Origin of the sequence: Rickettsia gravesii BWI-1 (assembly GCF_000485845.1) — a bacterium.
GTDB classification, from domain to species: Bacteria; Pseudomonadota; Alphaproteobacteria; order Rickettsiales; family Rickettsiaceae; genus Rickettsia; species Rickettsia rickettsii.
The window spans coordinates 43,545-70,527 of the sequence record NZ_AWXL01000022.1; the positions used below are offsets into that span (position 1 = coordinate 43,545).

Below are 26,983 nucleotides of genomic sequence, written 5' to 3' on the forward strand. Positions count from 1 at the left end.
TTTAACATTTACAGTAGTTAAAAATAAAGTCAAACGGATTGATTGCTTTATTATCTAACAGAATTTCAAAATGCAAATGTTCACCCGTTGCATTACCAGTGCTTCCTTGTATACCGATAAATTGACCACGCTTAATTTTATTTCCTTCCTTGACTGACATTTCTTTTAAATGAGCATATTTCGTAACAAATTTGTGTCCATGTTTAATCTCAACAAAATTCCCGTAATTAGGTGCTCTAGCGGCTTTTATAACAATTCCGCTTGCTGCTGCATATATCGGTGCTGCTTTTTTAGCTTGTAAATCAATACCGCTATGGAAACATTTCTTTTTTCTTTTCTTTTTATGAGGACTTGTCCTAGTTCCGTAATGGCTAGTAATTTTCGGCTCATATTCCGGCATCATAAGCGGTATTGTACTAATTATTTTATCAAGCTTGGTTAATTCCGAGATATTATTCCTATGAGTTTGTTTTTTTGCAAAATAGCTAGCTTCCGGTTTAGAGAGAAACTTATATTTTGAATTTAGTTTTGTTACAACTGCCTTTATATCAGCTATTTTTATTTCGGCTGCTTTATTAAATTCTGCCGGGTTTTTATTATGGAATTTGTGTAAAAAAATCTTATTTTGTTTAGGGTTATTAATTATTAGACCTAAGTTTTTTGCATATATACATTTGCTATTTTTGTTTGTTAAATCATACTGTACTACTAAATCCGCATGGCTGATTTTATATTTTTGCTTTAATTGAGATGAAGTAGTAGAAAGTAACGTAGTATCACTAGATTCTTTAATACTGCTACAACCTTGAACAATAAAAACTATAAACAGTAAAAAGATATATTTTTTAAAGGACATTAAAGATAAATGTATGTAAATTTCAAATTAAGAGTGCCACTTAAATATTCTGTTAATCTCTCTAATTCTCCTCTAATATTTGGAGGGTTAATTAACATTAACCCACACTTTACCATATTTTTATCACTATTTAAAAGCTCATATTCAATAATCATAGTTTCTTTAAATCCGATATTTTTGTAATTGTGGTAAAAATCACGGACTAAAGATAAATCTTTTATAGGATACCAAATGAAGACAGTATTATTAAGAACTCGTAGCTTAATTTTTTTTAAGTGCTTCAAGTAATTTTTGAAACTCATTTTTTACTTCAAAAGGCGGATCAAGAAAAATTAATCCTCTATTCTCTTTAAATGGTAGCAAAGCTTTGATAGCATTATAAGCATCTATATTATGCGTATCATTTGGTAATAATTTTTTTAAACTTAAATAATCGCTTGGATGAAGTTCGCAGGCAGTTAAGCGATCATTTGGTCTTAATAATTGTTTAATTATAAAAGGTGAACCTGGGTAGTGACTTTTGCCTGCTATATTTATTATATTTAAAAAAGTTTGTAAGAGCTGAGGAATAGGATCGGTAGCTTGCAGTAATTTATTAATTCCCGTATCGCTTTCTAGAGTTTTAGAAGCCGCCTCCGAGTTTAAATCGTAAAGACCTAGCCCAGCAAAAGCATCTAAAACCGCAAAAGGTTTTTCTTTTTTCTTGAGCTGTTCTAAAATACTAATTAGGACTAAATGTTTGACTATATCGGCAAAATTGCCTGCATGATAAATATGACGATAGTTCATTTTAAATTAATCATAAATTTCACTTCTATGACCAACTCGTGCGCATGGCTCTATGTCATTCCCGCGAAAGCGGGAATGACATAGAGCATATACTTTATAAACCATATTTCTTTTTTAAGAATTCTGTTGCTTCTGCTGCAGTAATTATATATTATATCATAGTATAATTTACTGTGCAATCTTTCGTAAAAGCAGTGTAGATTAACACTATAGCCTTTAATTAGATATTCTTTAAGTAAGTTAGTAGCCCATTTTCTGAAAGCGATCCCTATCTTAGAATTTACCCTATATCCTACTGATATTATCATATCTAAATTATAGTATTCTACTTGGTATGTTTTACCATCAGCGGTAGTATGTGCAAAATTTGCACATACTATATTGTCTAGTTTTCTTTTAGAATTTTATTAATATGTTTTGTAATAACTGTTCTATCTTTGTCAAAAAGTTTAGCATTGCCTAGAAAAAGTTGTTTTATAGTGTAGTTAGCTTTCCGATGTCATTTCCGCGAAAGCGGGAATGACATCGAGTTTTTTATTTACTATCATTTAGTTAGCAATGCCTTGCTTTAAACATTTTTTATAAGCGTAAGCCATTCTTCTTCATCAATAATTTTAATATTAAGCTCTTTAGCTTTTTTAAGTTTACTGCCTGCATCAACGCCGGCTACAACTAAATCCGTGTTCGATGATACACCAACTGCAACTTTAGCCCCAAGCTTCTCAGCCGTTGCTTTAGCTTCCGCTCTAGATATCGTCGGTAAACTACCGGTAAATACGACTATCTTGTCCGTTAAACTACTCTGTTCTCTAGTCTCTTTATAATCTTCAATATTTAATATTTCACCAAGTTTTTTGATAAGCTCAATATTTTCTTTAACATCAAAAAAATCAATAATATCTACTAAAATCTTATCACCGATTCCTTCTAAATTGTTTAGTTTTTGATAAATATCAGGCTCATTTGTTCTAAGCAATTCCATTTGAGCTATAAAATTATTATAGCTGCCAAATTCTCTAGCAAGTAATTTAGCATTTTGTTCACCGATATGCCTTATGCCTAATGCATATATAAATCTTGGCAAACTAACGTTTTTTGATTTTTCTATATTTTTAAAAAGATTTTCTACTGATTTTTTACCCCATCCATCCATATTTTCAAGTTTTGCTAAGCTAGAGTCATTTTTTTCTTTTAAAAAGAAAATATCTAAAGGATTACTAATCAATCCCTTATCTATTAAAAACTCAACTTGCTTACGCCCAAGCCCCTCAATATCCATAGCATTTTTCGATACAAAATGACGGATACGCTCATAATTCTGAGCAGGGCAGTTAAGGCCATTATCACAGCGTATAATAATATCTTCAGGCATATAATGCAACTTAGAATTGCATGATATACAAAATAAAGGAGTATCAAACATTGCTGTATCATTAGGACGTTTATCAAAATCAACTCCCATGATTTTAGGAATAACGTCACCAGCACGTTGCAGGAATACATAATCCTTAATCCGCACATCTTTTCGTGCAATTTCTTGAAAATTATGTAATGTTGCTCTGCTAACAGTTACCCCGCCTATTTCGATGGGTTCAAGTTCGGCTACCGGCGTTAACGTACCAGTTCTACCAACCTGTACAGTAATAGAAAGTAACTTTGTTTGTCCTATTATTGCAGGAAATTTATGAGCGGTAGCAAAGCGTGGACTTCGTGCAATAAAGCCCATTCTATTTTGCAGTGCAAAATCATTTAGCTTATATACTACTCCATCAATTTCATAAGGTAAATTTTCTCTATTTGTTTTGAGATATTCGTAAAAGGCGAAAATTTCTTCCTCAGAACTCACAAGTTTAGATATTTCATTAATGTTAAAGCCGCATTCTTTTAATTTTGTAAGTAATTGATCTTGTGAAGAAGCGAGATTCTGTTCAGTTACCCCTCCTGAATATACAAAATATTTGAGCGGTCTTTTAGCCGTAATAGAAGCATCAAGCTGACGAAGTGATCCGGCAGCAGCATTACGAGGATTGGCAAATTGATCCTTGCCCTGCTCTTCTTGTTCTTTATTTAGATTTAAAAAATCTTGTTTTTCAATATAAATTTCCCCTCGTACTTCTAAAAACTCCGGAACATTATCTATTTTATGAGGAAAATTTTTGATTGTTTTAATATTTGCTGTTATATCTTCACCGACATATCCGTCACCTCTTGTAGCTCCCGTTGTAAGCACCCCGTTTTTATAAACAGCAGAAAAAGACAAACCGTCTATTTTAGGTTCACAAAAGATAGGAGCAAACTCATTAAGGCGTAAGAAATTTTTTATACGGTCTATAAAATCTCTCACATCTTGCTCATCAAAAGCATTACTGAGAGATAGCATAGGCACTTGATGAGTAACTTTAGCAAATTTATTTGCTATTTTAGCCCCTACTTTTTTGCTAGGACTATTTTCTAAAATTAAATGAGGAAATTTTTGTTCTAACTTGAGATTGGTATTAAATAGCTGATCATACTCACTATCAGAAACTAAAGGATTATCTTCTATATAATAAGCATGGTTATACGCTGCTATTTTATCAGCGAGTTCTTCTAGTAATTTTTGTGCTTCCTCTTCAGATATTAAATCAATATTTTGCATTAGTAGTTCATACTTTTATTTTAATTTACAATCAAATCCCAATCCTAAAATTTTTATTTTCTTCAAAATCGCTAATTGCTCGTTTTAGTCTTTCAGCATTTTTAGGACTTTTTAACAAGTATAGTTTCCTCCATAGCATTATGATCTTCAAGCGACATAATAACCACCGGTTTTTGTTTTTGTCTAGTTACAATCACTGAAGTGTGATCTGCACAAACTTTTTTTATAACATAACCTACTTAAGTACGTTTACATGTAATAAGGCATATTTTACAACTAGTCACTTTAAGAATCAAAATCAAAATCTTTACCTAGTTTAATATATGCTCTAATACGGCTCATAAGATTTTGGAAATATGTTAAATTATGCCATGTCATTAGCATAGAGCCAAGTATTTCACCGATTCTAACTAAATGATGTAGATAAGCTTTACTATAGTTTCTACAAGCAGGACATAGGCAATCATGTTCTAGCGGCTTGTTATCATCGGCATATTTGCTATTGCGGATATTTACCGTACCGTATTTCGTAAAAGCCTGACCGTTGCGACCTGAGCGTGTTGGGATTACGCAGTCAAACATATCTATACCCCTGCTAACCGCACCTATAATATCAGCAGGCTTACCGACTCCCATTAAATAACGCGGCTTATTTTGCGGCAGAAAATCAGGAGCATAATCAAGTACTTTAAACATAAGCTCCTGCCCCTCACCTACTGCAAGTCCACCTATAGCATAACCCTCGAAATCAAGTTCTACTAGATCCTTAGCCGATTGCTCACGTAATTCTTCGTAAACGCTACCTTGAATAATACCGAATTGTGCATAGCCTTCCCGCTTAACAAAAGCATTACGTGATCTATTCGCCCATCTAGTCGTAAACTGCATAGAAGTTTTAGCTTCTTCAAAGGTTACAGGGTAAGGCGTACATTCATCAAAAGCCATAGTGATTGTGCTACCGAACAGATATTGTATTTCGGTAGAACGCTCAGGAGTTAACATATATTTATCGCCGTTAATATGAGAGCTGAAACTTACTCCCTCTTCGGTTATCTTGCGTAACTTCGATAGCGACATTACCTGAAAACCACCAGAATCGGTTAATATCGGCTTATCCCAATTCATGAATTTATGTAAGCCACCAAGCCGTACTATACGTTCGGCAGTCGGCTGAAGCATTAAGTGGTAAGTATTGCCGAGCAATATATCCGCCCCCGTTTTTGCTACCGATTCAGGTAGCATTGCCTTAACCGTTCCTCTAGTTCCAACCGGCATAAAAGCGGGAGTACGCATCTCACCGTGTGCGGTTACGATAATACCGCTTCTAGCTTTTTTATGCTGATGATGAATATTAAAAGAAAATTTTGACACTGATAATCACTTATTTTTAAAAGCAATATCTTAGCATACTATAGTTTATCCTGGAATATAAAAATTAAGATTAAAAGCAGGTATCACCTAGAAGCAGTTGTTTTATGCTGTAATTTAGCCTTCCGATGTCATTCCCGCTTTCGCGGGAATAACAAAGAAACTTTAGATCAATCGTTTCTAAGCAATGCCATATTTTATGGTGGTTAGGGAGTTAGAAAAACCGCAATAACAGTTCACAATAGATTTTAAGCGCAAAGTAACCCTTAAGCTCTGGACATGTCTATCGTCATCCTCAACCATAAGTACTAAGGATTGCATCATATATAGACATCTTACCAAAAGTCAATTGAGAACATTCTGGTCTTGACGGCATTGCCTAAAAAGAATTGCTTTGTATTGGAGCTTAACACTTTGATGTCATTCCCGCGTAATGATAATCTTTTCAACTCTAAATAATTATAGTCATTGACTTATTTTAATTACTTCTATAGATTACTTCTCTTAAATGATAATTAAACTCTGTTATTCATAATATAATCTAATTTATAAGAGTTAAAATATGAAAAATAAAGAAGAAGAAACTTTAACCTCTGAGTGAATAATAGATGAAGAGGAGGAAAAGCGTTTAAAAGCTCAAAATGCAAGGAAAGAGCTTAAGTTACTAATAGAAGAAAAAGCAGCAGAGTATAAATTACAGCAAGAACAAGAAGCAAAAATAAATAATAACACAAAATGAAATGGTTTAAATACAATGTAACCAAAAACTATTAATATATTTAAAGTTAAAAAATTATTTGTTATTATAATTTTTTAACTTTTGCTTTAATTGTAATCAACTATTATTAATATAAATAACATAACTTTTATGGAAGATATAAGCTCTTGGAAAGAAAAGTTTGAAATTTGTGTTTACGCTAAAAAGCTACTTGATAAACTCGAATATTTAAACACTAAAGTAAAAAATCCTGTTGATATAGAGGAAGTTAAAAAAGGTATCTACTACGCTCGTAAATATCATGGTTCACAAATGCGTCAGTCAGGCGATCCGTATTATTCGCACCCGATCGAAGTAGCGATTATGCTTGCAGAGCTTGTAGCAGACGAAGCGCCTAAGCTTTTTACTTCTAATATGATAAATGCTGCTCTACTTCACTATACTATTGAGGATACAGAACTTACTGAAAAGATGATTATCGAAATTTTTGGTAAAGAAATAGCAAAATATGTAGAAGGTTTAACTAGTATTAAACCGCACGAAAAAATCAGTGTCGAGGAAAGCTTAAACCTATTAATTAAGCAAAAAAGATATGATACCGCACTTATAAAATTATTTGATCGTATTCATAATGTACAAACATTAGCAGCTAAATCACCTGAAAAAGCGAAGCAGATAATTGTGGAAACATTTAAGAAGTTTCTAGTTGTTGCTATACATTTAGAGTGTTATGAAATTGAAGAAAAGTTTAATGAAATTTGCTATAGGTTTTTATACAAAGATAAATTTTCTCAACAAAAACAAATATCATTATTCACTATGAATAACCTGCTTCTTTTTCCAACTTTTGAAAATGATTTAGAACAAACATATAAATTATAAGTAATGGAACCATCACAACAAACAAACCATATTGACCCAAATATTTTGTTAAATATATAATTCCAAACGAAGTGATTATATACATTAAGGCTCTAGAAACAGCATATATCATACTACTGTAAAGCGTTTAAAAACCGGGAAATACCTAAAAAAAGATTGAAACAGCAGGAACAGTATCAAATGAACATATTATCAAACCTATTTGAATTAAAAGAAGCTGGAAAGGTGTAGTTGTACTTTTTAAAAGGTATGGTGCAAATAGAATAAATATAAAGAGTAAAGCTAATTTTACTCTAAGAATTTTTAAAGTATATATTTTATAACTTAGAAAACATATTAAAGACATACTAGCTAGGTGGAACATTGAAATAATAAAATTATGATGAATAACCTGAGCTGCACTATATCCAAATGCATTCTTTAAAACTTCACCACAAGTAATATAAGTATAGTAGAAACATATGGGCCAAGCACAACTCATTATGAAAAAATATATAGTTGTCTTCTTATTAGGTTTTTGGTTAAAAATCTCATCGTTTTTTAATTCTTTTTTGTCGATATTTGCTTTTTCATATTTTCGTAAAAGTTTAGCACTTGCATCTACAAAATTAGGCGTTTCTCTAAGATGAGCTCTAGCGTAGTCTCTCACAACTGCAATAATTGCACCTATCCAAACGGCAAGACGCCAATTAAATCCTTGAGTAGTAACTCAAGATACTATAGCTAAAGCTGCAGTTGTCCCAATTACTGATGCTACGGCGATAAAAGAAACTACGGGATATTGTATAGGTGGTTTTGTAATTTCAGTTAAATAAAGTTCTGCTACCACTATTTCACCTACAGAAGCCATACCTTGAATTGCACGGCAAATTGTGATTAATACAGCAGCAAAATAACCTATTTGTTCATAAGTAGAAGCATTTGCCATAATTATACAGGATAAAGCCATTAAGGTAGTTATCATAATAACAGTAGATTTTCGCCCTAATTTATCTACCTATTTGACCAAAAACATATGCTCCTAGTGGTCTAAATATAAAGGTAGAGCAAAAGGTAAAGGCAGAGAGAAGAGAAGCTGCACTCGAATCATATTTAGGAAAGAACAATTCATTTAACAATACTGCTAAATGGGACGTACAACATTAAATCAAAATACTCAAGAAAAGTAGCTGTAGATAAAATTCCCGTGGCTTCTTTTTGGTCGCTTGTTAAACTTCTCTGTTCTTTTTCAGAGCCTAGTATAAACTCTTTACAAAAAATTAAATTGTAAAGAAATTTATACTGTTTTATATAAAAGTCAATAGGAGGTTTCGCTTTACACGATAAATAAGAAAAGGAAGTACAACTTGATATATTTCGTGAATTGATAGAAAAAAGCTATAATATATTGTGATGTTTTTTATAGTTGTAATTATATAAATTTAACTGTATTCCCCAGCAAATAGTAACGTTAAAAGCAAGAAACAAATTAATAATTAGTACTTTAAATTTACTTTATTTTATTAGCATGATAGATATGTGATAAATAAACTAATTGAAAGAAAAAAATAAGTAATATACAGTAATGGTTCATTTTTAGATTGAAAAGCAAAAATACTATACTATCATTGGTAGTTATAATTAAATATATTCAAAATATGCTTTTTCAATCACTAAATTTATACTCTATCTTAGTTGCAGGCCTTACAGCTACTGTTATCGTGTTTATGCGTCAATTATCTTATTACAAACAGCAAATTATTAATAAGAATTTAAAAAATAATACCTGCATATTTTGATAAAAAAATGTTATATAAAATTCTTAATAATAACCGCGATAGATATTCTGCTCTTGAAATGATTAAATCATATTTTAAGTTGAAAACCGCAAGATCGTTATCATATGAAGAACTTGAAAATGATAAACAATTAAGCGAATTATTTAGAGATTCTTTAGACTATTTTATTGATGATTTTATATCAAAATCCGATAAATCAGTTGCAGTAAATAAAGTGTTGAGTATACAAGATGAACATAACAATACTCATAAATTATATGCGTTTTTAGAGAAAAATAAAATATCGGACAAAACACATCAAATGCTTATATATGTCAAAGTGACTTATATATAATGACCAAAGACGACGAAGAAAACTTAAACACTTTCATACACTTGGCTAAGATAATGTAGATTTCCCAAAAACAAAATCAGACACTCAAATAACAAATTTAAGAGTGAGCTTAACGAAGTCGTATAAGCGAATCTTACAAAATTCGACATCAAGAGCTTAATATTGAAACTATATTTTTAAATAACTACTTACCTAAAAGTGGATATGTAACATTTTTTAAGAATTTTCTTTTAATATAAGTACATACTAAAAATGTCAGTACGGTACTTGGAACATAGCGAATTATCGTAGGTAAATATCTTATTAAGGTCTTAGTTGAGGCTAAGTCAGTAAACGACGTACTGATGCTCTCTACTAACTCTCTACTTTTTGATCTTAAACAATAAAAAAACCGCACCTAAACTAGATTCGGCTAAATTTAACGATTTTTTATTTCGTATTACTTCTACTTACTACCGAATGAAGAAACAATTTTATTAATTAATGATTCAATATTAATTGCTGATTGAGTATATTTTATCTCTTCATTAGCCGCTAAATTTTCATCGTCATTACCTGGTACAATTGAAATATATTTACCTCCAAGTAACCCGCTGGTGACTACTTGGGCTTTAGAATCTTTAGGTATTTTAACATCATCATTAATATTTAGATATACACTTGCATAAAAGCTATTTGGATCTAAAGTAATTTTCTTTACACTACCGATTTTTATACCTGCAATCATTACGTCGCTTCCGACTGCTATCCCTTCTGCACTTTGGAAATGAGCAGTTACCTGATAGCCTTTTGAGCTAGTTATAGAACTACCTGTTTTGCAGGCAAAAATCAAAAATAGCAAAGCAATAATTAACACTACAAAGCCTATAATTGTTTCAATAATGTTCTGTTGCATTGTTTTTTATATTTTATTAATTAATTACGGTTGCCATCTATTATATTTAAGATTTGATGTTTTAGGCAGCTTTTTAACTATTTTATTATTCTTTTGCCATGGAAAAAGCTGAATATTTTTTGGTATCTCATTTACTAAATGATGTAACCAAGCATGCCAACTTGGCGGAATTTTTGTAGGTTCATTTACATTTTTATAAATAACAAACCTCCTTGGACGTCCTAAATAATCAATATTACGGCTTTCATAATATTGATTCAAAAACTCATCTTCTCCTACTTTTTTGTGAAAAAAAGTAATAAAAAACTTATCTATCCACGACATTTTAAAATTTCTATAGCAGTTTCTCTTCCTTGCACTGCAAGTTTATCGGCAGCAATATTACCGCTATTATTTGCATGACCTTTTACCCATTTCCAAATAATAGTATGTTTACTCAATTCTGCGTATAATTTTTGCCATAAATCGGCATTTTTAACGGGTTCATTGTTACTTTTACACCAATTATTTTTTATCCAATTATGAATCCAAACGGTAATTCCTTGTTGCAAGTATTTGCTATCGGTATAAATCTCAATATTACAAGATTTTTTTAAAATCCTCAAGGCTTCAAGTGCCGCCGTAATTTCCATACGATTATTAGTCGTATCTAACTCATACCCAAATACTTCTTTGCTAGTATCATTAAATTGAAGCAAAGCTCCCCACCCTCCAGGACCTGGATTACCCGCACATGCACCATCAGTATATATCACTACTTTTGAATCCATAATATGCATTAACTAGGTTTAGAAGAATTACGAAACTTATCTAACATTATAACATTTGGACTTGAAGATGATGAATTCTGATAACTTTTATTATTACTTATTTCCTCTTCATGTTGAGGATTTTCGTGTATATTTAACGACTGATTAAAAGTGAAACTGTAATTATTATTGGAATCAACAAAGCTAATAAGTGCATCAAAAGGTACGTAAATTATTTCTTTAACACCGTCAAAACTTACCGTTAAAGAAAAGCCCGTATCATTTACTATTAAATTTTCAAACTGATATTGCAGTACTATTGTTATCTGTTTCGGATATGCCTGTTTAACTTTTGAAGGTAAAATTACCGCAGGGTTATCGGTTCTGTACGATATGTATATTAACTGATCCCAATATAAATTTTCATGCTGCATTTTTGTTAGAATTTTTTTCACAAATTCTAGCATATATTCATGCACAAATTTTTTATATTCAATATTCATACGAGAAAAATAAATAAAAATAGGTCGACGAAGTTTAATTTGAACAGTTTACGTCATTGCGAGGAAAAACTATAAGTTTTGACGAAACAATCTCAGGAGTCCTACTTTATGAGATTGCCACATTCTCTACGTTCACTCGCAATGACAAGATTAACCGTTTTTAGGCAATGCCAATTTTTCAAATTAAACAAGTATAAGTGAGGGTTTTTCTGTTGCCCGGCACACCCTCCAGCCGCGTAGGGTTAAGCTGCTAAAGCTAAACGACCTACAGAACGATTATTATCGTTTGCGTTTCTTTGTTTTGACCCATATGGCAAAAGCCATCGGCGGAATCATCCCGAGTAAAAGCAATCTTTTTATTAGGCACGTCGATCCTATTTCGCCCCCCAAAAATACTCAATGAACTTCGTATTGTCTACTCTTTAAGAGTTATTACATATTTAAACTTTTCTAAATGACGTAGCTAATAAAGAGAAATTTGAAGGCGACACGGAACGCAGAACCGCAGCGTACACGCAAGTAACGTGAGGACTCGAGTACCAGATCGACGTACAAATTACCTTTAGGAGCAAGTTATTTAGAAAGTTTTGGTGGAGGCGTCGGGTACTGCCCCCGAGTCCGCAACCTCTATTCTAAATTACGTTTATTACTATAGCTATATTAGCACCAAATATTATGCCTTAATTTGATTAAAATGTAAAGGTCAAATAAGAATTCTAGATTTATATTAAAAATGGACTTATAATAAATGTTTAGAATTCTAAATTAAAAACTTAATTATGCTACCAAATCTTGGAATTATCGCCGGCAGAGGTTCATTACCTTACTTAATAGCAGGTAATTATACAAGGCAAGGCGGTAATTGCTATATAGCGGCAATTAAAGACGAAGCTGATATAGATCAAATTAAAGATTTTGAATATAAGATTTTAAAAATCGGTATGGTCGGGGAAGCTATAAAATATTTTAAGGAGCACGAGGTAAAAAATATTATTTTTATTGGTGGAGTTAATAGACCGAATTTTAAAAATTTAGCCGTAGATAAAATAGGCAGTTTATTGCTTTTCAAAATAGTTGGGCAAAAAATTCGAGGAGATAATAGTTTGCTAAAAACAGTAGCGGATTTTTTTGAAAGTTACGGTTTCAAGGTAATTTCAAGTAATGAAATATATAAAAATCAACAAGGTAACTCCAATATTATAACCGATACTAACCCTATAAGTTCAGATAAAAATGATATTGAGCTTGGAATAAAATTATTGAATCATCTAAGTGCATTCGACATCGCACAATCGGTTATAGTTGAAAGTGGCTACATACTTGGTATAGAGGCTGCCGAAGGAACGGATAATTTAATAACGAGATGTACAGATTTACGTAAAAATCCTCATGGAGGAGTATTAGTAAAAATAGCGAAATTAGGTCAAGATAATAGACTAGATATGCCGACGATCGGTCCTAATACTATAAAGAATCTTGCTAAATATAATTACAAAGGGGTAGCGATTCAAAAAAATAACGTAATTATAGTCGAAGAAGAATTAACTATAAAACTCGCTAATGAACATAAAATTTTTATGACAAAATGTTAGCAATAGGTATTACCGGTAGCTATGCATCGGGCAAAACTTTTATGTTGGATTATTTAGCAGAAAAAGGATATAAAACTTTTTGTGCCGACAGATGCATAAAAGAATTATATCAAGATGTAGTTTTGCAAACTCAGATTTTAAAATTACTACCTGAACTTGAGTCTTTCAATATTGGAAAAATCAGTAATTTAATTTACAATAACGACCTAGCTAGAGAAAAACTACAAAATTTTATTTACCCCTTACTAATAGATAAACTCATTTTATTTAAAAAAGAAAATGCTAATTCCAAATTTGGCTTTGCCGAAATACCGCTGCTTTATGAAGCTAAATTTGATAAATATTTTGATTTTGTCGTAACAATATACTGCTCTGAAGAAATAAGAATGCAAAGAGCAATAATGAGATCTTCGTTTGATATAGAAATTTATAATAAAATCAAAGAAATTCAACTACCACAAGAGAGCAAAATAGCAAAAGCAGATTTTGCTATAAATAGCGGCGTTGATATGTTAAACTTGGAAAAACAAATAGCGAAGCTAATAAAGGATTTGGAATGTCGAGTTTAAGAGAAATAATTTTAGATACCGAAACTACGGGACTTGACCCACGACAAGGTCATCGAATCGTTGAGATCGGTGCTATTGAGATGGTAAATAAGGTATTAACAGGCAGGAATTTTCATTTTTATATTAATCCTGAGCGAGATATGCCGTTTGAGGCTTATAGAATTCATGGCATATCCGGCGAATTTTTAAAAGACAAGCCTCTATTTCATACAATAGCCGATGATTTTTTAGAGTTTATTTCAGATAGCAAACTGATTATTCATAATGCTCCTTTTGATATTAAATTTCTAAATCACGAATTATCATTATTAAAAAGAACCGAAATTAAACTCTTGGAACTAGCAAATACTATTGATACTTTAGTAATGGCTAGAAGCATGTTTCCAGGCTCAAAATATAATCTTGATGCATTATGTAAAAGATTTAAAGTTGATAATTCAGGTAGGCAGCTTCACGGAGCTTTGAAAGATGCAGCATTACTTGCAGAAGTATATGTAGAGTTAATGGGCGGTAGACAATCCGCTTTTAAAATGGTTGATAAATCTGCCGGAATAAATAATTTAGCAACTAATCAAATAAATAACAAAACAGAGCAAGCTACTATTGTTATTAAACCTACAAAAGAAGAGCTGCAAAAACATAAAGAGTTTCTCAGTAGGATTTTAAAAACTGCTTAGTAAAACGTCATTGCGAAGAGGGGCAAAGCCTCGACTTGGCAGTCTCAGGAATTTTATATTATTTCATGAGATTGCCACGCTCCTTTTAGTCGCTCGCAATGACGATTATCAACAATCCCCTTAAAACTTATCTATGAAAACAAATTTTCTTGTATTTATAACCTTTACAATACTTATTTCTTTAGGCTTTTGGCAACTTAGTCGTTTAAAAGACAAGAAATTATTTTTAGCTTCAATGCAAGCTAACCTAACCTCACCTGCAATTAATTTAGCAGAAATTCAAGACGGTTTACCTTATCACAAAGTAAAAATTACCGGTCAATTTTTGCCTAATAAAGACATATATTTATACAGTAGAAGGTCAATGTCGAGTGAAAAAGACGGATATTATTTAGTTACTCCTTTTAACACCATAGAAGATAAAGTTATTTTAGTAGCACGAGGTTGGTTCAGTAATCGCAATAAAAATATTATCACGCAAGCTACAAACAACCGGCAGCACGAGATTATCGGTGTTACCATGCCATCAGAAAAAACTCATATCTACTTACCTGCTAACGATATAAAAAATAATGTGTGGCTAACGCTAAATTTAAAAGAAACATCCAAAGTGTTAGGCTTAGATCTTGAGAATTTTTATATTATTGCGGAAGGAAAAGATATTAGCAATCTAGATATTTTATTACCTCTTGCAATAAATCATTTAGCAGCAATCAGAAATGACCATTTAGAATACGCCCTAACTTGGTTTGGACTTGCTATTTCTTTAATCGTAATATATGTAATTTATCGGCATCGTTATATGACTGTGGATGTCATCCCGCGAGCTTGTAGCGGGATCCAGAACAATAATTAAAAAGACTGGACCCCATGGTCAAGCCATGGGGTGACAGTAGAAAATCGATACATAAATGAGTGATTCACAAAGAGAAGCATCCGATCCTAATTACTCCGTTTGGGTATCGGCATCTGCCGGTACCGGTAAAACCAAAATTCTAACCGATCGATTTTTACGTCTGTTAATAACGGGCGTAGAGCCTTCCAATATTTTATGCCTTACTTTTACTAATGCTGCAGCTATAGAGATGCAAGTAAGGATTAATAGCAGACTTAAATATCTTTCTCTTTGCAACGCCAAGAAACTAGAAGAAGCACTTTTCTTAATGAGCGGCAATAAGCCATCGCCGCAAGAAACAGAAAACGCAAAAACTTTATATGATAAAATACTAAATAGCAATAAGCTTTTAAATATCTATACAATTCATGCTTTTTGTCAAAAAATCCTTAAAACTTTTCCCTTAGAAGCCGGCATAACACCAGAATTTAAAATCCTTGAAGAAACTAAATTACAAGATATCTTCCTAAATATCAGAAACGAAATTTACTTAAGCGATGAATATAATGACTTAATTAAAATTTTACTTAACCGATTTCATGAAATAACTCTGCAAGATATTTTTACCGAGATAATCGAGCAGAAAATTAAATTCAGAAAGTTATTTATAAATAAGCAAATTCCCAAAGAAATATCTAATAAAAGATTGGCGTTAGGGGGATTAAATAATATTTACGATAAGGTAAAAAACTTATTTGCCGAGTATGATGTGGAGATAGCACCGAAAGAAATTTTTTTTACCAAAGACGGGAAAAAACGACAAAGCCTTTTATCGAAAGAATTAATAAGGAAATATCCTAAATTATTACTAGAGCTAGAAAAAATTACCTCTGAAATTTACCGATTAGATGAGCTGCGTCGCATAGAAGAGCTAGAATATCATACGAACTTACTTACTAAACTTGCGCATATTATTTTAAAAAAATACGATTCATATAAGGAAGAAAATAATTTACTCGATTACGACGATTTAATTTACTACACCGAGAAATTACTAAATAATAAAACTACTCATGAGTGGTTACTGCATAAGCTTGAAAACGAGATAAATCATATTCTTGTCGATGAAGCACAAGACACAAGCCCCCCGCAGTGGAATATTATTACTACTTTAATAACAGAGTTTAATGCTGTAGAGAGGCCAAATAATAGTGTTTTCATAGTCGGCGATGATAAACAATCGATCTTCAGTTTTCAAGGGGCTGATCTGCATAATTTCAACTTAGTAAATGAGCGACTAAAAGCAAATCTTAAAAATGCTAATAAGAAATTCAAAAATATCACCCTTGAATATTCTTATAGATCATGTGCAGAGATTTTACAATTTACTTATAATGTTTTAAAAAATATAAAATCCAATTACCCGAGTTTATTCCTTTCGAATAATCCTTTAATATCCTCATTTCGTACACATCAAGGCTCTGTAACGGTTTGGCCATTAGTGACGAGTGAAAAACAAGAAGAGCTTTTTTGGGCACTACCTGAAGATTATGAAAATTCTAAATCTGCTGCCGATTTACTCATAGAAAAAATCGTAAATTTTATAAAAGAACAAATAGAAAGCGAAGAAATTTTACCGTCTACTGCAAACAGAATATCTGAAAAAGATTTCATGATATTAGTAAGAAAGAGAGATGAATTTAGTAATAATCTGATCAAAGAACTTAGCAAAGCTAAGCTTAAAGTTGAGGTAAGCGATAGAATGAACCTTAAGGAAAATCTAACTATAATGGATTTAATTTCATTAGCTAAATTTGTGTTACTACCTGATGATGATTTAAATCTTGCCGGTTTACTAAAATCACCGATTATTGGAATAAGCGAGCAGCAATTATACGAACTTCTTGTAGATAAAAGTGAGAATAGCTTATGGGATATACTCTCTTCACATGAGGAGATATATAACAAGTTAGATTCTCTAATTGAAATTTATAAAATATCGATTGTTGAGAACTTCTTTGATTTAGTGGTGCATAATCTAAATTTACGAGAGATTTACGATGATGATATGATAAATGAGCTATTAACATTAAGCAAAAACTATGCAAATGATATAGATAATTCACTGCAAGGATTCGTTGCTTGGTTTGAGAATAACGATATCTATATTAAACGTGATATGGAGCATTCAGACAAAATAAGAGTAATGACCGTCCACGGCTCTAAAGGGCTTGAAACTCCTATTGTTATATTATGCGATTCTACTACTTTACCGATAAGCAGCAATAAATTTATTTGGAATGATAAAGGAGAAATGTTTTTCTCTGCTAATGCTACCGATACTCCTGAGTTTTTGCAAGAGCTGAAAGAAACTGAAAAATTTAAAGATTTGCAAGAATATATAAGACTACTCTACGTTGCAATGACAAGAGCTAAAGACAGGCTGATTATATGCGGTTTTAGTAATAAATCTACCACTCCTGAAAATTGCTGGTATGAAATAGCCAAACAAACTTGCGATAAATTTCTCAATTAGTAGCTGCTATATTAAATATAATATACTATTAAGACGCACATATATTTAAATAGCGTCTTATGTTAAAAATTTTAGAAAGTTTCTTTGAAAATAAAGCAAGAATTAAAATAGAAAGGTTAAACAATTACCATCCCTGCATTATGCTTATGAAAAAGGTAATAAGGAATAATACTTAAATTTTTTTCTTTTAAGGCTTGTTTATACTTTGTTATTTTAGAAATAACAACTACAACAAGAAAAATAAAAATACTTATTAACAGAGGATATAAGATATTTAACTGATCAAACATCATTAATTTCACAGAATTTAGTTAGATACTACATAATAATAGTAGTAACATTTATTTAAATTTCAACTTAAATATTTTTATTTCAATTTAACTCCTATATCTTAAATTTAAATCATTTATATTTAGATATTGTCATAAGAAAATTAATAAGATTTTTATTGAAACCGCTACTTCTAAAATAGATAGCATAATAATTTATGCATTATGATAATAATCATACCCTAATAAATCAGATTTAAGAATACCACAATTATATTCATATGAATCTAAATAAGCTTGTAATTCATGAACATTTTGTTCTATTTTTTCATAATTATATTTATATGAGTTTTGGAATTTTTCAACTAATTTACCTTTATTAACAACTTTTTTATAAGCATCTCTTTAAAAAACCCATCTTTTTGTTCTTCACTACGAAAGTAATCCTTAAATTCACTATGTTTTTTCGGTAAATTAGAGATAAATTCTGCAAATTTTTCTAATTGAATATTGGTAATTAGAGTAAATACCAAACCTATATTTTCTTTATATTGGTTAACTCTTGAAATTTCATGCTCTATTGTATCTTTTTGTTCAATTTCAATAACATTATTAGATAAAATAACTAAATCTTTTTTATTAACCTCTTGCTTTTCAGATTCCTTTAGTTTTATATTCAGTATTTCCTCTTCTAATACCTCTTTACTAAATAATTTTTTAAATGCAGCAAGCCACGGACCAAAAGTTGTACTTTCTAACTTTTTAAAATATTCTTTTAACTTCATAACTAATTTCCTTGTTTATATTTTCTTAGTTTAATTTATAGTACTAGTTGGAAGTAATCAAGTTATAGAGCTAAGAAAAATTAATACTTTTGTAAAAATTATATATAGCGTAACAATTGAAAAACAGTTTTAAAATGCTTAAAATAATTTGACTATTTTAGAAAATTTTAATAAAATCTATTAATAAACTCAATCGATAATACAAAATATGAAAACAGCTTTTATCTTTCCCGGTCAAGGGTTGCAATTGATCGGCATGGGAAAAGATTTTTATGATAATTTTAAACCCGCCAAAGAAACTTTTCAAATCGTTGATGAAGTACTAAACCGAAAACTCACTGATATAATTTTTAATGGACCTTCTGAAGAACTTACCTTAACCACTAACGCACAACCGGCATTAATGGCAGTATCTATGGCAATAATAAATATTATCAAAGCTGAAACCGGTAAAAGTTTGGATAGTCTTTGCGATTATGCTGCCGGTCATTCACTAGGTGAATATAGTGCTTTATGTAGTACCGAAAGTATTAACCTTGAGACAGCAGCAAAACTACTTTATATACGTAGTACATCTATGCAGGAAGCATGTCCTGAAGGTGGGGGAAGCATGGCGGCTTGTATCAATATTCCGCTTCAAAAACTTGAAGAAATATTAGAAGAGATCAACAAAATAAATTTATGCCAAATTGCCAACGATAACATCGAAGGACAAATAGTTATTAGCGGCAAGACCACAGCTATAGATCATGCTATTAGTATAATTAAAGATTTAGGTTATAAAGCGATAAAGCTGAAAGTCAGTGCTCCATTTCATTGTAGCTTAATGAAGCCGGCAGAAGAAAAAATGCGAGTAGCTCTTGATAAAGCTGCAATTAATAAGCCTCTGATACCGATAATCCAAAATTATACCGCAAAACCTACTCTAGATCCTACAGAAATCAAACAAAATTTAATTCTTCAGATATGCGGGCGAGTTAGATGGCGTGAAACTTTAGAACTATTTAACAAATTAGAAATCGCTCATATAGTAGAAATAGGGGCAGGAAGCGTACTAACAAATATGCTCCGGAAAATTAATTATCCATATAAGTTAAGTAATATAAGTAATTTAGAAGAACTACAGAATTGTTTAGATAACGTTAGTCAATAACTGACTCTAATAACTTCTGATTCATAAAGTTTTTAAATTAACTTAATATTATTATATGCAAATTAGTTTTAGTTTTTTTCAAGCAATTGCTAGAATTATTAACTAGTGATTGGCAGAACTATTTAGACAAGGTAATAGAGGATTTTAAAAATTTACCTTAACAGATACTAATGATACATTTTTAAAAGAAGAATGTTATAAAAAAATTGCTCTTATCCAAAAAGACATAAAAGAAGGTGAATATCCATGGTATGTTGCTCCTTTTAATAAAATAAATCATGCAAGTTTATTACTTACCAATATCATATATTAGAGCTTGATTATCTAAATCAAAATACGGTAAAAGCAGTAAAAAATATGCTGCGAAATAACTTCAAAGATATATATAATCCGGAAATTTATATTATTGCTAATTATGAAGAACCTACAATTAAAAACTATATAATAATAGATAAAATAGCCAAAGGTAAAGTGATTACCTTTGAAGATTTAAATATTAAATAGATCACACGGATGAAGAGTTAAAATATATAGGTGATATAGTAAATGATATTAGAAAACTAGACAGCGAGTTAGTAGCAGATATTCAAATATCATCAAATTTATTTATCAATGAGTTAGTAGCAGATATTCAAATATCATCAAATTTATTTATCAATGAGTTAGTAGCAGATATTCAAATATCATCAAATTTATTTATCAATTTTATTTTGTAGATTTTCTTATTACTCAGTGTACAATCATTTTTATGGCTGCACATTTTGAAGAATTACAAAATTTTCATCAAAATTTAGATAACCTCAATTTTTTAGTACCGTTACAAAAACATATTCCCGAATGCCAACCACAAGACTATAGGAGTTTTGTCAATCTTGAAGCAATAACTTGGAATAGATTTTTAGTTAAATATCAGAAATTATTTGAGAACATTCAGAAATATTATTTAGCATCTGTAGTGATAGTGAGAATTTTGTAAAATTGTTAATTTCAGACTCTTATCATCTTAGCTTAAACAAGCGAATCGAAATTATAGAGTACTTAATAGATAAATATAAAAATGATACTAAATCTATTTATTATATAACCCAACAACTTTTTGATATTTGTGATAATAACACAGATATTAAAACTATCGAAGCCCAGGCTAAACAGTTTTACAAATATATTGAATATTTCCGTAGTTGGGATAATTTACCTAGTTATTGGTATATGGACTTTAAAGGGCTACCCGGATGTGATAAGGAAGCTTTGATTATGGGCAATTCCGTAAAGCCGGAAAATTATTATATTTAGTTAGAACAATTATAAAATAATTCTAGAAATTTTGCTTATTAGATGATATAAAGTAAAGCCATAACCGGAGAGATGGCCGAGTGGCTGAAGGCGGCGGTTTGCTAAACCGTTATACGGGTCATACCGTATCGAGGGTTCGAATCCCTCTCTCTCCGCCAATCTGGACAGTTAGCCAATTCTTGTAGTTTATCGAACGGAAAAGCCAAGAAGTAATCAAGGTTTCCGCCTTTCAAATTTAGGTTCGCAAATACAAATTATCGCCTTATTTCCTTTATTTAACAAGGATTTTAGCTCTTAATACAAACCTACTAATATGTTCTATGCTATTCATATGTTAGTTTATGCTAGACTTTTCTCTGATATTTTCTGTTCCTTATACGTTATTTTCTACAAATTTCACCAACTTTAGCCATTTTTTTTCTAAAAATATGTACGCTATACAAACTAGGGGCTATTCCTCATAAAATAAGGGATTGGAGGGCTTTTTGTAAAAATTTTTTTAATAGAATTAATTGTTTATACCAAAATTTTTCAGTTTTTGTGTATAAAAATTTCACCTATTACCGGAATTGAGTGAGGACTTAAATAAAGCTCAAAGGTTGGGTCGGCAATATAAAGGTTTAAAAATTCCAACGTTTCTTCTTTATTACTACAGTCTGTGCTACCATTATTACACATGGTACATCCTAATTTTACTTTATCATTTGCTACTAAATCTTTTAATTGTGTACTTCTTCTAAGGTAGCCAATTTTATATCACTTATGTTGCGAAAACCATCTATTACTTCATTAAATATATTATTTACGCCTTGCGAAACTGTCCTTCTTATATCATTTATATCTTCATTAGTACGCCAAGAAACATAAGGTAAACTACTATCGTATTTGTGACACAAATCCCAACACCAACCTTGTACTCCTTCTGTATTTCCAGGAGTTGTAATATAACTTGTATTTGCAAAAGCTACTCCATTATTAAATATATTATATGCATCTATATCCTCCTTATTAAGACCATACTCCCTTTTGAGAGTATAAGCTATAATTACTCCAGTCCAATTAGATTTACATGTAAAATGTCTTGTCATACCTTACCTTTTGAAATGTTATTAAAAACTTTAACCATTTTAGATTATATAATGTCATCTTCTTCACCCATTAATTTAATTAAGTCTGGATAAGTTTTTTCATATTGATCTATAAGCTCAATTGTTTCTATTTTATCATGAGATGATAATTTAACTTTATCACTTTCTACTAACTCTCTTAATTCTTTTATTTCTTGTATGGTAGCATAATGAACACTAACCTCTTCACCATCTTTTGCTGCATACCATTGATTTTGAGCATCGCATGAAAGGACATTTAATATATTAATATTTATGGGTTCTAAATCTAGTTTTACGAAGAAATTTCTTGTTAATAGGAACTGTGGAGTTTCGGTGATAGGTACGTATGATAATCCAAAAGATTCATTATTAAATATACAGAATGGCTCTGTTTTCTTTTGAAAACTACTGTTAGGAACAAAACCAAAAATTTTTATTGTATAGTGTTGATTTATATAATTCATATCATTTATAAATAATTTTTGTTCTTTCATTTTTTACTTCTTACAATAGTTAAATTCTATTTATTCAAAATAGCCTAACTATTTCAGCTTTTGATTACAACATAAATTATAAAAATCTGCTAAATCATAAGTAGGAAAAGCTATAATAAACTATATAAATATAAGGCTTATCTCCTGTAACCTTAGGTTTAATAGAATTAATATATGAGTAGCAATTATACACCAAAAAATTACGGTTTATTCGGAAAGTACATAAGTAAGATATCAAAAGCCATAATTACTAAATATAGGAAATAATATAAGCAATACTAAAAGTAGTAATTAATATGCAAAGATATTGAGACCCAACGAATGATAGTTTGTTTAAAAAAATCTTTCGTGATTTAGAGAGATTAAAGGAATGTATCAATGCAGTTATTGAACTCCAGAAGGGTTTTAGAATTAAAGAAATAGAGTTTATGCCCATAGAGCAAGTACCTATGCTCAATAAAGGAAAAAAAGCATATTTGATTTAAAGGTTAAAAACCCGGTAGCTGGTATATAATCGAGATGCAAAATAGCAGAAATTAAGGAATAAATCTAAGGCATTAACTACGCAATCACAACATATAAAAGGTCGTATCCCGCTACGCAGTAAACGACCTCTTCAGCTCATTGGTGGGAAAGGACGAGCCTACATAAGATATTATAACACTTCAATACTCAACTTACAATAATTATAGCTTAGTAGTTGAGATATTATTTAAAGGATTAAATTATGACTGATTTAATCAAACAATTTGAGGTGCTACTGTCATTCCCGCTAGGCATTGTTGCGTGGATCAATTTCACCTCTGTCATCCCGTGGCTTGACCGTGGGATCCAGTTAAAAATACTAAAATTATTAGTATTTTTTATTGTTTTTATGGACCCCGTGGTCAAGCCACGGGGTGACGCAGTGGATTTTACCGGTCCACGCAACAATGCCTTCCTGCGAAAGCGGAAATCCAGTATTTTAAAGCTTTTTTAAAAGTTTTACCTCGAAAAAAATGATATAATAAAAAATCTTTAAAATTAAGATTTTTTAGCCTGGATCCCTGCTTTCGCAGGGATGACATCTAGGGCTTTTTAAAAATTGTCCGGTACTATACTTAGTGACACGCCGGCAAATAGAGCGATCATTGTTCTTAAGTGAAACAGGCACAGCCTCAATTGCTAATGAGATTGCGGTTGCTACAAATGTAGTAACTGATTGTTTAAAATAATTAACTAATATATTAAATTACTAATTGTAATTATTATCATTTATTAAAATTTCTTATCATTTCTCTTAATCTTCTATATATTCAAAAATTCCCTAAATCAATTCCAATTTATTTATTCATACTTTTAGTTAAATTTCTATTGCATTCTTAAAGTTTCTTGTTATGATTCTGTCTATAGCTCATTTTTAACAAAATATTAAAATTTATAGAATGTAATAAGGATATAATTATGTTCATACTAAACATTTTTAAAACAAACTGGCACAAAAGATTGTCCGAAAGTACAACAAGTGACCTTAGTAATAAAAATATAACTGATGAACAAGCAAAAGATTTAGCTGCAGCACTTAAAGCTAATAGATCTTTAACGTCGCTTTATCTTCCTTGGGACAACATAGGCGAGGCAACATTTAAAATAATTAATGAATATCTGTACAGAAATAAAACTATAACCGAAAAAAAGCAAAAAAGAAATATGAAGAACAGCAAAAGCAAGAACTAGAAACACGACAAGTAGAGGAAGAAAAAAGAAAACTATGGAAAGAACAAAAAAAAACAACAACAAAACCTAAAGCTTGATGCGCTAAAATATAATCAACTAATTTTAGTAATAAAAGAAAGTAAGGACGAAGAAGCAGAAAATTTAGTTAAAGAGCTAAACGGTGACACGCTTAACAAGATAGACGATAATGGCGATACGGCTTTAACTTTAGCTGCTTATAAAGGATTAGATAAAGTTTGCGAATTACTAATCTCTAAAATATCTAATCAGGCTATTAGTACTATTAATAGCAATGGTGAAACGGCTTTAACTTATGCTGCTAGTACAGGCTTAAGTAAAGTATGCATGCAACTAATCCCTCTAATGAGCGATCCGGCTATTAATAACTATTACCAAAACTTATGGTACTACTGACTTCTTTCTATGTCATTCCCGACTTCCCCTTTGTCATTCTCACGAAAGCGGGAATCCATTTTTAATTTATTTTTACTGGAACCCGTGGACAAACCACGGGATGACACCGAGTAATACAACACCCTATAATGCTCTGTTTGCATTACTATTTTACCTGATTTTAAATATCTATTACCTAAATTATGTGTCTTTGTATAATTATTATAAAGGTCAAAATATTCCTGTAGTTTATTACTATCTAGCATTGAGAGTATCTAATCTTATATTAGTAATTCTTGACAAAAGGCTAAATATATTGTATAAGTTCAGCACCTTCAGAATGTAATAACAATATATAGGCTCTAAAGTTTTAGGGGAAATATCTTTTCATAAAATCTTGAAGTGCTTAAGTTTTTTTTTTGTCCTTAGGGATTTATAATGCTAAGTACCTCATCACGATCGTTTAAAAACAAATTCAGAGCGGCATTTTGGCCTGTGCATAATTACGAACTCGGAAAGTTTATTCCGATGAGTACCTTAATGTTTTGTATTTTATTTAATCAAAATGTTTTACGAATCTTAAAAGATAGTATTTTAATCTCCGAGATTAGTGCAGAAATAGCAGGTTTTGCTAAAGTTTATTGCGTTACGCCTGCCGCTGCTTTATTCGTGATTATTTATGCTAAAATGATTAATTATCTTACTTTTGAAAAGATCTTTTATTATTTAAGTGCATTTTTTATCAGCTTTTTTGTTTTATTCACTTTTATAATCTATCCTAATATTCATATTTTTCATGTACATCCCGATAATCTAGCTGACTGGATGGAACGTTATCCTCATTTTAAGTGGTATATCTCATTAGTAGGTAATTGGGGTTATATAGTATATTATAGTCTTGCCGAGCTTTGGCCTAATATTTTTTACGTATTATTATTTTGGCAGTTTGCTAATGAACTTACTACTACCGAAGAAGCAAAAAGATTTTATACTCTCTTTTCGCTATTCGGCAACTCTTCTTTAATATTAGTCGGCTTTTTAATGATGAATCTATCATCGGAAGATACTATTATTAAGAAGTTTATGAGTATTTCGGATAGTAAAATCATTTTAGTTCAAGTATCCACGACAATTGTGGCAATTGTTGCTATTATTTGTTGTTTGTTAGTTAGATTTATTAGCAAGAACGTTTTTACTAATCCGTTATTTTATGCTAAAGCAAAAAGCGGTAGATCAACTTCAGAACGTATGGGGCTAATTAAAAGCTTTAAATATATTGCGAAATCAAAATATTTATGGCTACTTTTAATTTGTTCGGCAGCTTTCGGATTTGCTATTAACTTAGTCGAAGCCGTATGGAAAGCAAAAATTAAGGAATTATATCCGACTGTAAATACCTATGCTGAATTTAACAGTCTGTATATACTTTGGACAGGCGTGGCAATAATGGTTATGACCATCATCGGTAATAACGTTATGCGTATGCACAACTGGTTTGTAGCAGCAGTTATTTCACCGGTTATAATAATGGTGACCGGCATTTTGTTCTTTGTACTTATCGTATTTGACCAACAAATTTTATCATTATTTGATGGAGCAATTTTAATGTCACCTCTTGCTCTTGCCGTTTCGATCGGTGGTATTCAAAATATTTTAGCTAAAGGTACTAAATATTCTATATGGGATACTTCAAAAGAAATGTTATATATCCCTCTTGATGAGGAACTTAAAACCAAAGGCAAAGCTGCGGTTGACGTGATAAGTGCAAAAGTCGGCAAATCCTCTAGCGGTCTTGTGCAATCTATTATTTTTACTTTAGTTCCAACTGCTACTTTTACCTCAATCTCACCAATTCTAATGGTGGTATTTACTTTTGTATGCTTAGCGTGGATTTATGCAGTAAGAAAAATATATTTTGAATATCAAAAAATAGCATAAAATAAATTATTGTCATCCCGCGACTTGATCACGGGATCTAAGGATACAGTCTGTGACACAAGATACCGTGGTCAAACCACGGTATGACACCGAACACGTTTTTTGATCCACGCG

The 26,983-nt window shown here is 31.0% G+C and carries 26 protein-coding genes, 1 tRNA gene, 1 other RNA gene and 6 pseudogenes; 16 read left to right on the forward strand and 18 right to left on the reverse strand.

Annotation, left to right across the window (positions count from 1 at the left end):
* Position 1: 1 nt before the first annotated feature.
* From RGRA_RS0106960 to tgt, 6 genes and pseudogenes are all read right to left on the reverse strand, one after another.
* On the reverse strand, positions 2-856 hold the full coding sequence (locus tag RGRA_RS0106960) for a M23 family metallopeptidase (protein WP_017442567.1): 855 nt from the start codon (positions 854-856) through the stop codon (positions 2-4).
* Positions 856-1,645: pseudogene (locus tag RGRA_RS09420) on the reverse strand (23S rRNA (adenine(2030)-N(6))-methyltransferase RlmJ). The gene RGRA_RS0106960 and the pseudogene RGRA_RS09420 overlap by 1 nt, the downstream one beginning before the upstream one ends.
* A gap of 50 nt (positions 1,646-1,695) precedes the next feature.
* On the reverse strand, positions 1,696-2,025 hold the full coding sequence (rhuM, locus tag RGRA_RS11085) for a RhuM family protein (protein ID WP_084520614.1): 330 nt from the start codon (positions 2,023-2,025) through the stop codon (positions 1,696-1,698).
* 188 nt (positions 2,026-2,213) lie between these two features.
* The gene (gene ligA, locus RGRA_RS0106970) at positions 2,214-4,283 is read right to left on the reverse strand and encodes an NAD-dependent DNA ligase LigA (RefSeq protein ID WP_017442568.1); all 2,070 of its coding nucleotides are present in this window, start codon (positions 4,281-4,283) and stop codon (positions 2,214-2,216) included.
* Positions 4,284-4,384: 101 nt separating this feature from the next.
* Entirely contained in the window at positions 4,385-4,480 is a 96-nt protein-coding gene (locus RGRA_RS13865) for a type II toxin-antitoxin system Phd/YefM family antitoxin (RefSeq protein ID WP_017442569.1), read from the reverse strand.
* A gap of 88 nt (positions 4,481-4,568) precedes the next feature.
* Complete coding sequence (tgt, locus tag RGRA_RS0106975; protein ID WP_017442570.1) at positions 4,569-5,654, reverse strand: tRNA guanosine(34) transglycosylase Tgt; 1,086 nt, start codon at positions 5,652-5,654, stop codon at positions 4,569-4,571.
* Positions 5,655-6,519: 865 nt separating this feature from the next.
* Here tgt and RGRA_RS0106980 point away from each other — a divergent pair.
* The gene (locus tag RGRA_RS0106980; protein WP_017442571.1) at positions 6,520-7,251 is read left to right on the forward strand and encodes an HD domain-containing protein; all 732 of its coding nucleotides are present in this window, start codon (positions 6,520-6,522) and stop codon (positions 7,249-7,251) included.
* Here RGRA_RS0106980 and RGRA_RS14735 read toward each other — a convergent pair.
* A pseudogene (locus tag RGRA_RS14735) lies at positions 7,187-8,493 on the reverse strand (MFS transporter). The gene RGRA_RS0106980 and the pseudogene RGRA_RS14735 overlap by 65 nt on opposite strands.
* Before the next feature lie 365 nt (positions 8,494-8,858).
* Here RGRA_RS14735 and RGRA_RS14460 point away from each other — a divergent pair.
* Positions 8,859-9,422, forward strand: a pseudogene (locus RGRA_RS14460) (hypothetical protein).
* Between the two features lie 125 nt (positions 9,423-9,547).
* Here RGRA_RS14460 and RGRA_RS11125 read toward each other — a convergent pair.
* The 6 genes and pseudogenes from RGRA_RS11125 to ssrA form a co-directional block, all read right to left on the reverse strand.
* Positions 9,548-9,757 (reverse strand): annotated as a pseudogene (locus RGRA_RS11125) (hypothetical protein); the annotation flags it as partial.
* Between the two features lie 51 nt (positions 9,758-9,808).
* The gene (mlaD, locus tag RGRA_RS0106995) at positions 9,809-10,258 is read right to left on the reverse strand and encodes an outer membrane lipid asymmetry maintenance protein MlaD (protein WP_017442575.1); all 450 of its coding nucleotides are present in this window, start codon (positions 10,256-10,258) and stop codon (positions 9,809-9,811) included.
* Between the two features lie 24 nt (positions 10,259-10,282).
* Complete coding sequence (locus RGRA_RS0107000) at positions 10,283-10,582, reverse strand: NADH-ubiquinone oxidoreductase subunit NDUFA12 family protein (RefSeq protein WP_017442576.1); 300 nt, start codon at positions 10,580-10,582, stop codon at positions 10,283-10,285.
* The gene (rnhA, locus tag RGRA_RS0107005; protein ID WP_017442577.1) at positions 10,570-11,037 is read right to left on the reverse strand and encodes a ribonuclease HI; all 468 of its coding nucleotides are present in this window, start codon (positions 11,035-11,037) and stop codon (positions 10,570-10,572) included. Before rnhA ends, RGRA_RS0107000 begins: the two co-directional genes overlap by 13 nt.
* On the reverse strand, positions 11,037-11,510 hold the full coding sequence (locus RGRA_RS0107010) for an SspB family protein (RefSeq protein ID WP_017442578.1): 474 nt from the start codon (positions 11,508-11,510) through the stop codon (positions 11,037-11,039). The genes rnhA and RGRA_RS0107010 overlap by 1 nt, the downstream gene beginning before the upstream one ends.
* A 196-nt stretch (positions 11,511-11,706) precedes the next feature.
* Positions 11,707-12,215, reverse strand: a transfer-messenger RNA (tmRNA) gene (gene ssrA / locus RGRA_RS11130).
* A 74-nt stretch (positions 12,216-12,289) separates the two neighbouring features.
* Here ssrA and RGRA_RS0107015 point away from each other — a divergent pair.
* From RGRA_RS0107015 to RGRA_RS0107035, 5 genes are all read left to right on the forward strand, one after another.
* The gene (locus RGRA_RS0107015) at positions 12,290-13,102 is read left to right on the forward strand and encodes an LpxI family protein (protein ID WP_017442579.1); all 813 of its coding nucleotides are present in this window, start codon (positions 12,290-12,292) and stop codon (positions 13,100-13,102) included.
* Positions 13,096-13,671, forward strand: a complete 576-nt coding sequence (coaE, locus tag RGRA_RS0107020) for a dephospho-CoA kinase (RefSeq protein ID WP_017442580.1) — start codon at positions 13,096-13,098, stop codon at positions 13,669-13,671. Before RGRA_RS0107015 ends, coaE begins: the two co-directional genes overlap by 7 nt.
* Positions 13,659-14,348 carry a DNA polymerase III subunit epsilon gene (dnaQ, locus tag RGRA_RS0107025; RefSeq protein ID WP_017442581.1) on the forward strand — a complete coding sequence of 230 codons (690 nt, stop codon included), beginning with the start codon at positions 13,659-13,661 and terminating at the stop codon, positions 14,346-14,348. The genes coaE and dnaQ overlap by 13 nt, the downstream gene beginning before the upstream one ends.
* Positions 14,349-14,481: 133 nt before the next feature.
* Positions 14,482-15,204 carry an SURF1 family protein gene (locus RGRA_RS0107030; protein WP_017442582.1) on the forward strand — a complete coding sequence of 241 codons (723 nt, stop codon included), beginning with the start codon at positions 14,482-14,484 and terminating at the stop codon, positions 15,202-15,204.
* 55 nt (positions 15,205-15,259) lie between these two features.
* Entirely contained in the window at positions 15,260-17,719 is a 2,460-nt protein-coding gene (locus RGRA_RS0107035; RefSeq protein ID WP_017442583.1) for a UvrD-helicase domain-containing protein, read from the forward strand.
* Positions 17,720-17,835: 116 nt separating this feature from the next.
* Here the strand turns inward: RGRA_RS0107035 and RGRA_RS13885 are convergent, their stop codons facing one another.
* Positions 17,836-18,012: a hypothetical protein gene (locus tag RGRA_RS13885; RefSeq protein ID WP_157668040.1), complete on the reverse strand. Its 177-nt coding sequence runs from the start codon at positions 18,010-18,012 to the stop codon at positions 17,836-17,838.
* Between the two features lie 341 nt (positions 18,013-18,353).
* Entirely contained in the window at positions 18,354-18,773 is a 420-nt protein-coding gene (locus RGRA_RS09435; RefSeq protein WP_017442585.1) for a hypothetical protein, read from the reverse strand.
* 208 nt (positions 18,774-18,981) lie between these two features.
* On the opposite strand from RGRA_RS09435, the gene fabD reads away from it, so the two are divergent.
* The 5 genes and pseudogenes from fabD to RGRA_RS0107070 all read left to right on the forward strand — a co-directional run bounded on the left by fabD (position 18,982) and on the right by RGRA_RS0107070 (position 21,377).
* Entirely contained in the window at positions 18,982-19,926 is a 945-nt protein-coding gene (fabD, locus tag RGRA_RS0107050) for an ACP S-malonyltransferase (RefSeq protein ID WP_017442586.1), read from the forward strand.
* A 357-nt stretch (positions 19,927-20,283) separates the two neighbouring features.
* A pseudogene (locus RGRA_RS14465) lies at positions 20,284-20,642 on the forward strand (hypothetical protein).
* A gap of 32 nt (positions 20,643-20,674) precedes the next feature.
* The gene (locus RGRA_RS0107060) at positions 20,675-20,902 is read left to right on the forward strand and encodes a hypothetical protein (protein WP_017442588.1); all 228 of its coding nucleotides are present in this window, start codon (positions 20,675-20,677) and stop codon (positions 20,900-20,902) included.
* Positions 20,903-20,904: 2 nt separating this feature from the next.
* Positions 20,905-21,219, forward strand: a complete 315-nt coding sequence (locus RGRA_RS0107065) for a hypothetical protein (protein WP_017442589.1) — start codon at positions 20,905-20,907, stop codon at positions 21,217-21,219.
* A gap of 66 nt (positions 21,220-21,285) precedes the next feature.
* Positions 21,286-21,377, forward strand: a tRNA-Ser gene (locus RGRA_RS0107070).
* Between the two features lie 561 nt (positions 21,378-21,938).
* Here the strand turns inward: RGRA_RS0107070 and RGRA_RS12175 are convergent.
* Positions 21,939-22,307, reverse strand: a complete 369-nt coding sequence (locus tag RGRA_RS12175) for a hypothetical protein (protein ID WP_017442591.1) — start codon at positions 22,305-22,307, stop codon at positions 21,939-21,941.
* Between the two features lie 44 nt (positions 22,308-22,351).
* Positions 22,352-22,822 carry a hypothetical protein gene (locus RGRA_RS0107085; RefSeq protein ID WP_017442592.1) on the reverse strand — a complete coding sequence of 157 codons (471 nt, stop codon included), beginning with the start codon at positions 22,820-22,822 and terminating at the stop codon, positions 22,352-22,354.
* A 727-nt stretch (positions 22,823-23,549) separates the two neighbouring features.
* Here RGRA_RS0107085 and RGRA_RS12650 point away from each other — a divergent pair.
* The 3 genes from RGRA_RS12650 (at position 23,550) to RGRA_RS13890 (ending at position 24,952) form a co-directional block, all read left to right on the forward strand.
* On the forward strand, positions 23,550-23,801 hold the full coding sequence (locus RGRA_RS12650; RefSeq protein ID WP_017442594.1) for a hypothetical protein: 252 nt from the start codon (positions 23,550-23,552) through the stop codon (positions 23,799-23,801).
* Positions 23,802-24,265: 464 nt separating this feature from the next.
* Positions 24,266-24,538: a hypothetical protein gene (locus RGRA_RS0107095; protein WP_024547388.1), complete on the forward strand. Its 273-nt coding sequence runs from the start codon at positions 24,266-24,268 to the stop codon at positions 24,536-24,538.
* 177 nt (positions 24,539-24,715) lie between these two features.
* Complete coding sequence (locus RGRA_RS13890) at positions 24,716-24,952, forward strand: ankyrin repeat domain-containing protein (protein WP_236609855.1); 237 nt, start codon at positions 24,716-24,718, stop codon at positions 24,950-24,952.
* A 59-nt stretch (positions 24,953-25,011) separates the two neighbouring features.
* Here the strand turns inward: RGRA_RS13890 and RGRA_RS0107100 are convergent.
* Positions 25,012-25,197 (reverse strand): annotated as a pseudogene (locus RGRA_RS0107100) (poly-beta-hydroxybutyrate polymerase); the annotation flags it as partial.
* Between the two features lie 172 nt (positions 25,198-25,369).
* Between RGRA_RS0107100 and tlc5 the strand changes: the two are divergent.
* A complete protein-coding gene (gene tlc5, locus RGRA_RS0107105) occupies positions 25,370-26,869 on the forward strand; it encodes a GTP/GDP exchange transporter Tlc5 (RefSeq protein WP_017442597.1) in 1,500 nt (499 codons plus the stop codon).
* Positions 26,870-26,983: the final 114 nt, after the last annotated feature.

Bases quoted from the DNA above. Each gene is read 5' to 3' on its own strand.
- fabD (WP_017442586.1), top strand. From the start codon at position 18,982: ATGAAAACAGCTTTTATCTTTCCCGGTCAAGGGTTGCAATTGATCGGC.
- RGRA_RS0106980 (WP_017442571.1), top strand. From the start codon at position 6,520: ATGGAAGATATAAGCTCTTGGAAAGAAAAGTTTGAAATTTGTGTTTAC.
- RGRA_RS0107010 (WP_017442578.1), bottom strand. From the start codon at position 11,510: ATGAATATTGAATATAAAAAATTTGTGCATGAATATATGCTAGAATTT.
- RGRA_RS13885 (WP_157668040.1), bottom strand. From the start codon at position 18,012: ATGATGTTTGATCAGTTAAATATCTTATATCCTCTGTTAATAAGTATT.
- RGRA_RS12175 (WP_017442591.1), bottom strand. From the start codon at position 22,307: ATGACAAGACATTTTACATGTAAATCTAATTGGACTGGAGTAATTATA.
- RGRA_RS12650 (WP_017442594.1), top strand. From the start codon at position 23,550: ATGACTGATTTAATCAAACAATTTGAGGTGCTACTGTCATTCCCGCTA.
- RGRA_RS0107035 (WP_017442583.1), top strand. From the start codon at position 15,260: ATGAGTGATTCACAAAGAGAAGCATCCGATCCTAATTACTCCGTTTGG.
- dnaQ (WP_017442581.1), top strand. From the start codon at position 13,659: ATGTCGAGTTTAAGAGAAATAATTTTAGATACCGAAACTACGGGACTT.
- rnhA (WP_017442577.1), bottom strand. From the start codon at position 11,037: ATGCATATTATGGATTCAAAAGTAGTGATATATACTGATGGTGCATGT.
- RGRA_RS0107095 (WP_024547388.1), top strand. From the start codon at position 24,266: ATGTTCATACTAAACATTTTTAAAACAAACTGGCACAAAAGATTGTCC.
- mlaD (WP_017442575.1), bottom strand. From the start codon at position 10,258: ATGCAACAGAACATTATTGAAACAATTATAGGCTTTGTAGTGTTAATT.
- coaE (WP_017442580.1), top strand. From the start codon at position 13,096: ATGTTAGCAATAGGTATTACCGGTAGCTATGCATCGGGCAAAACTTTT.
- RGRA_RS0107000 (WP_017442576.1), bottom strand. From the start codon at position 10,582: ATGTCGTGGATAGATAAGTTTTTTATTACTTTTTTTCACAAAAAAGTA.
- RGRA_RS09435 (WP_017442585.1), bottom strand. From the start codon at position 18,773: ATGAAGTTAAAAGAATATTTTAAAAAGTTAGAAAGTACAACTTTTGGT.
- RGRA_RS0107085 (WP_017442592.1), bottom strand. From the start codon at position 22,822: ATGAAAGAACAAAAATTATTTATAAATGATATGAATTATATAAATCAA.
- RGRA_RS0107015 (WP_017442579.1), top strand. From the start codon at position 12,290: ATGCTACCAAATCTTGGAATTATCGCCGGCAGAGGTTCATTACCTTAC.
- ligA (WP_017442568.1), bottom strand. From the start codon at position 4,283: ATGCAAAATATTGATTTAATATCTGAAGAGGAAGCACAAAAATTACTA.
- tlc5 (WP_017442597.1), top strand. From the start codon at position 25,370: ATGCTAAGTACCTCATCACGATCGTTTAAAAACAAATTCAGAGCGGCA.
- RGRA_RS0107060 (WP_017442588.1), top strand. From the start codon at position 20,675: ATGGCTGCACATTTTGAAGAATTACAAAATTTTCATCAAAATTTAGAT.
- RGRA_RS0107030 (WP_017442582.1), top strand. From the start codon at position 14,482: ATGAAAACAAATTTTCTTGTATTTATAACCTTTACAATACTTATTTCT.
- RGRA_RS0106960 (WP_017442567.1), bottom strand. From the start codon at position 856: ATGTCCTTTAAAAAATATATCTTTTTACTGTTTATAGTTTTTATTGTT.